The organism is Capnocytophaga canis (assembly GCF_000827555.1).
Taxonomy (GTDB): Bacteria; Bacteroidota; Bacteroidia; order Flavobacteriales; family Flavobacteriaceae; genus Capnocytophaga; species Capnocytophaga canis.
Map to the genome: position 1 here is coordinate 1 of NZ_CDOI01000021.1, position 5,021 is coordinate 5,021.

Annotated in this window: 2 protein-coding genes; both read left to right on the forward strand. The window is 35.5% G+C overall.

Annotated features, from left to right (window positions below; all coding sequences use genetic code 11):
* A partial coding sequence (locus CCAND38_RS01280) for a T9SS type B sorting domain-containing protein (protein ID WP_042343173.1) occupies window positions 1-906 on the forward strand: 906 nt, incomplete at its 5' end.
* 91 nt (window positions 907-997) lie between these two features.
* On the forward strand, window positions 998-5,021 hold a 4,024-nt coding region (locus CCAND38_RS01285), incomplete at its 3' end, for a zinc-dependent metalloprotease family protein (protein WP_231549987.1).

The window sequence follows — 5,021 nt, forward strand, 5'->3', positions numbered from 1 at the left end:
AAAGTTCAAGTTATCAAATCAAAAGAAGAAAAACAGGAGGGAGAGAACAAAGTAATTACCTATAAATGGGAGGCTTCCGATGATTGTGGAAATAAAGTTACTCATGAACAGAAAGTTACGGTTATTTCTTCAAAAATAGAATTTACAGGAGATTTGCCCAAAGACATGACTATCTCCTGCGAAAAAGAAATTCCGTCAGTTCCTACATTGCAAGTATCAGGCAATTGCAATCCGAAAGTGGTTTATAACGGAGAGACGAAATCCAACGAGAAATGTAAAAATGATTATACCCTAACACGCTCTTGGACAGCTACTAACGATTGCGGAAAATCCATTATACATACCCAAACCATTACGATAAAAGATGATAAAGCTCCGACATTTAATGAGTCTTTACCTGCGGATGTTTCTGTAGAAGAAAGTGAAGTCCCAACACAAGAAACGTTAACTGCTACGGACAATTGTTCTGCTAATATTGAAGTTATCAAATCAAAAGAAGAAAGACAGGAAGGAGAAAATAAAGTAATCATTTATAAATGGGAAGCTTCCGATGAATGTGGAAACAAAACTACTCACGAACAGAAAATTACAATACAAAAATCATCAGAAAAAATAACTGTTTACAATGGTGTTTCTACTGAGTCAGGTTCGGAGAATTATTTGAAAATTGAGCCTATCAAGAATTATAAAAATCTTCAAATTGAGATTTTTAACGAATTAGGTCAGAAAGTGTATGAATCGAAAAACTATCAAAAAAATGGCGAAGTTTTCCGAGGATATGCCAACGTGAAAGGAGTTTTCGGAAAAGGCAAACGTCTTCCCACAGGAACGTATTTCTATATACTCAAATATCAAGACATTACAGGAAAATCAAATACAAAACAAGGCTATTTGTTTGTAAGATAATTGTTGAAATTCCCTTTGCAAAGTTTTACGAAGGGAGTTTTGCTTTTTTCTAAAAAAAATCGAAAAATCTCATACTAAAAAATATTATTCGATGAAATATTATATCTATCTCATTTTTAGCTTTATCAGTTTTGGGCAAGTGGTTTTTGCACAAGAAACGATTAAAACGTCAACAAAAGCCATTGATGTAATTCATTTATTTTCAGCAGGAAATAAGATTGAATGGGCAGTGCCTATATCTAAAAATGAGAAAATTTTATTACAGTGGGAAGAACGACATACTTCATTTACTCAAAGTGAGGGCATTCGTTCGTTTGTGGGGTATCACGATAAAAATTTAGTGGCGGTTATTTCCATTTTGAATGGAACCATTTCGGGAAATATTCGTTGGAAAGAAAAAGAAATCGTTCTAAAAACGTCGGAAGATGGTTTTCTAATCTTGTACACCGAAAGTTCCAATCACAAATGCGGTACGTGTGCTAACGGACATTGTCATTCTGAAAACCCTTCCACCAAACGTCCTGTGCTTCTGTCGGGTTCGAACACCTCAACGCCCTCCATTCCCAACACAAATGTACTTAGAGTCTATCGATTAGCGATGGCAATCAGTTATGAATATTTTTCGGATACATATGTTGGTTTTAGTAGTAAGGTGGAAGAAGTGAAAACGTTTTGGGCTACCAAAGAAATGGAACTCAATGAGGCATATACGCGTGATTTGGGTATCCGATTTGAAATTGTAAAGGATGAAAATCTAATTTCGAAACAAAAAGATGAAATTTCTAATAAGAGTGCAAGTTATATTATTAACAATGCCACAAGGATAATAAATTCAAAAATAGGCGAAAAAAACTATGATTTAGGAATATACATAGCCAAAGTTACAGAAGTAGCGGGACTTGCGTATTTAGAAAATGCCTACAAAACGGAAAAGGCTGGGGCGGTGGCTTTGGTCTCTCGTTCCGTTATTATGCACGAAATAGGGCATTTATTTGGGGCAAGACATACGTTTGCTTTTACGAGTAATAGACTTATTGACCCTGCCAGTGATAAAACGGAAATGCTGACAGGACAATCCATAATGTCGTATGGAAATCCTCGGGATTTTTTTTCCTTACGAAGCATACAAATGATTCGAGAAAAATTGGTTAACGTACCTTATTTTTCGGATACCAATCGAACTCAAAAAGTAGGTAACAATTCGTCAGTGACTAATTTTCCGTACGGAATAGCTATTCAAAATCAACCTCCTACTATTGACAAAACGAAAATAAAAGCAAGTTATAAAATTCCGAAAGAGACTTTTTTTCAGTTTTATATTCCTGCTCAAGACCCTGAAAATAAGCCTTTGTTGTATGCCGCTCATCAAACGGATATTCGCAGAGGGGCTGAACGCTCAATAGCCAGTTTTTTAACACGAAAAGCCACCACCAGTAATCCTGTTGTATTTCAAACAGAATACAGCGAAAAATCTCGTAATGTATTACATAATACGACGCCTAATGCCGTAGGTACGTTTACCTTTTGGTTGGGTGTGAGCGATGCTCAACCTCAACAGGTGAGCAATTATATCAGTCAGTACGATATGGCTCAAACCCAAGTGATTATTGAGGATGGAACGCCTTTTAAGATTACTTCTTTAATGGGAAAAAATTATAAAGGAGGGGATAATGTCCAGCTTACTTGGAGTGTAGATGAGCAAATTTTTAACAAAAACACCAGCAGAGTTCGAATTTTGCTTTCGGACGATTTTGGTAAAACATTTAAATACACTTTGGCTGCTTCTACGGAAAATGACGGAAATCACACCGTAAAACTACCAAATATATCGGTAAATACCATTGCTTTTGGAGGACAAAAACCAGATGTATCAGCAGGAGTTATAAAAATAGAAGAGATTGATGGTATTGCTTATGCGCTTACCACTTTCGACCCTAAGAAAGGAGGTTTTACAATTACTCGTGACCTTTCTTTGCCTGAAACACTTGTATTTACAAAAACTCCTAAAACCTCACTTTCCGTTTCTTGTGATGCTGTTCCAGATGCGGATAATTCACAATTTGAAACCAGTGGCTGTGTTTCGGTAAATATTACGCACATCGATACAAAAATAAATGGAAATTGTGCCAATACGTACACTATCAAACGCGTCTATACAGCAACAGGCTGTGGTCAATCGGTTAATTTTGAGCAAATTATTTCTGTAAGAGATGATAAATCACCTGTATTCAAAGAACCTTTACCAACCAATGTCTCGGTGGAAGAAGGAAAAATTCAAGAGCAGATACATTTAACCGCCACAGACAATTGTTCTGTTAATGTTGGAGTTATCAAATCAAAAGAAGAAAAGGAAGAAAACGGAAATAGAGTAATTATTTATAAATGGGAAGCCTCTGATGATTGTGGAAATAAAGCTACTCACACACAAAAAATTACTGTTATTCCATCAGAAATCAATTTTGTAGGCGAATTACCTAAGAATTTGACAATTTCTTGTGAAAAAGAAATTCCGTCAGTTCCTACATTGAAAGTGTCAGGTAGCTGTAATCCGAAAGTGGTTTATAATGGACAGACGAAATCAAACGAAAAATGCAAAAATGATTACGTGTTAACACGCTCTTGGACAGCCACTAACGACTGCGGAAAAACTATCACACATACTCAAATCATTACGATAAAAGACGATGTAAAACCTGTATTTTCAGGGAATTTACCAACTGATATTTCTGTGGAGGAAAACAATATTCCAATACAAATTGATTTAACCGCAACGGATAATTGTTCTGAAAATATTCAAGTGACAAAGAATCAAGAAGAAAAGCAAGAAAACGGAAATAAAGTAATTATCTATAAATGGGAGACTTCCGATGATTGTGGAAATAAAGCTACTTACACACAGAAAGTTACCATTATTCCTTTGGAAATACGATTCATAGGAGAATTACCTAAAAATATGACTGTTACTTGCGAAAAAGAAATTCCATCAGTTCCTACATTGGAAGTATCGGGAAATTGTAGTCCGAAAGTGGTTTATAAAGGAGAAACAAAATCCAACGAGAAATGCAAAAATGATTACGTGTTAACACGCTCTTGGACAGCTACTAACGACTGCGGAAAAACTATCACACATACTCAAATCATTACGATAAAAGACGATGTAAAACCTACATTTTCAGGAACTTTACCTGCTGATATTTCTGTGGAAGAAAACAATATTCCAACACAAATAGATTTAACCGCTACGGATAATTGCTCTGAAAATATTCAAGTTGTTAAAATCCAAGAAGAAAGGCAAGAAAACGGAAACAAAGTAATCATTTATAAATGGGAGGCTTCCGATGATTGTGGAAATAAAGTTACTTACACACAGAAAGTTACTGTTGTTCCATCAGAAATCAATTTTGTGGGCGAATTGCCTAAGAATTTGACAATTTCCTGCGAAAAAGAAATTCCGTCAGTTCCTACTTTGAGTGCATCAGGCAATTGTAATCCGAAAGTGGTTTATAATGGAGAAACAAAATCCAACGAGAAATGTAAAAATGATTATACCCTAACACGCTCTTGGACAGCTACTAACGACTGTGGAAAATCTATTACACATACTCAAGTCATTACGATAAAAGATGATGTAAAACCTGTATTTTCAGGAACTTTACCTGCTGATATTTCTGTCGAAGAAAACAATATTCCAACACAAATAGATTTAACCGCAACGGATAATTGTTCTAGTGTTCAAGTAACCAAGAGCCAAGAAGAAAGGCAAGAAAACGGAAATAAAGTAATCATCTATAAATGGGAGGCTTCCGATGATTGTGAAAATAAAGCTACTTACACACAGAAAGTTACCATTATTCCTTTGGAAATACAATTCATAGGCGAATTGCCTAAAAATATAACAGTTACTTGCGAAAAAGAAATTCCGTCAGTTCCTACATTGCAAGTATCAGGAAATTGTAATCCGAAAGTGGTTTATAACGGAGAGACGAAATCAAACGAGAGATGCAAAAATGATTACGTGCTAACCCGCTCTTGGACAGCTACTAACGATTGTGGAAAATCCATTACACATACCCAAACTATTACGATAAAAGACGATGTAAAACCTGTGTTTTCAG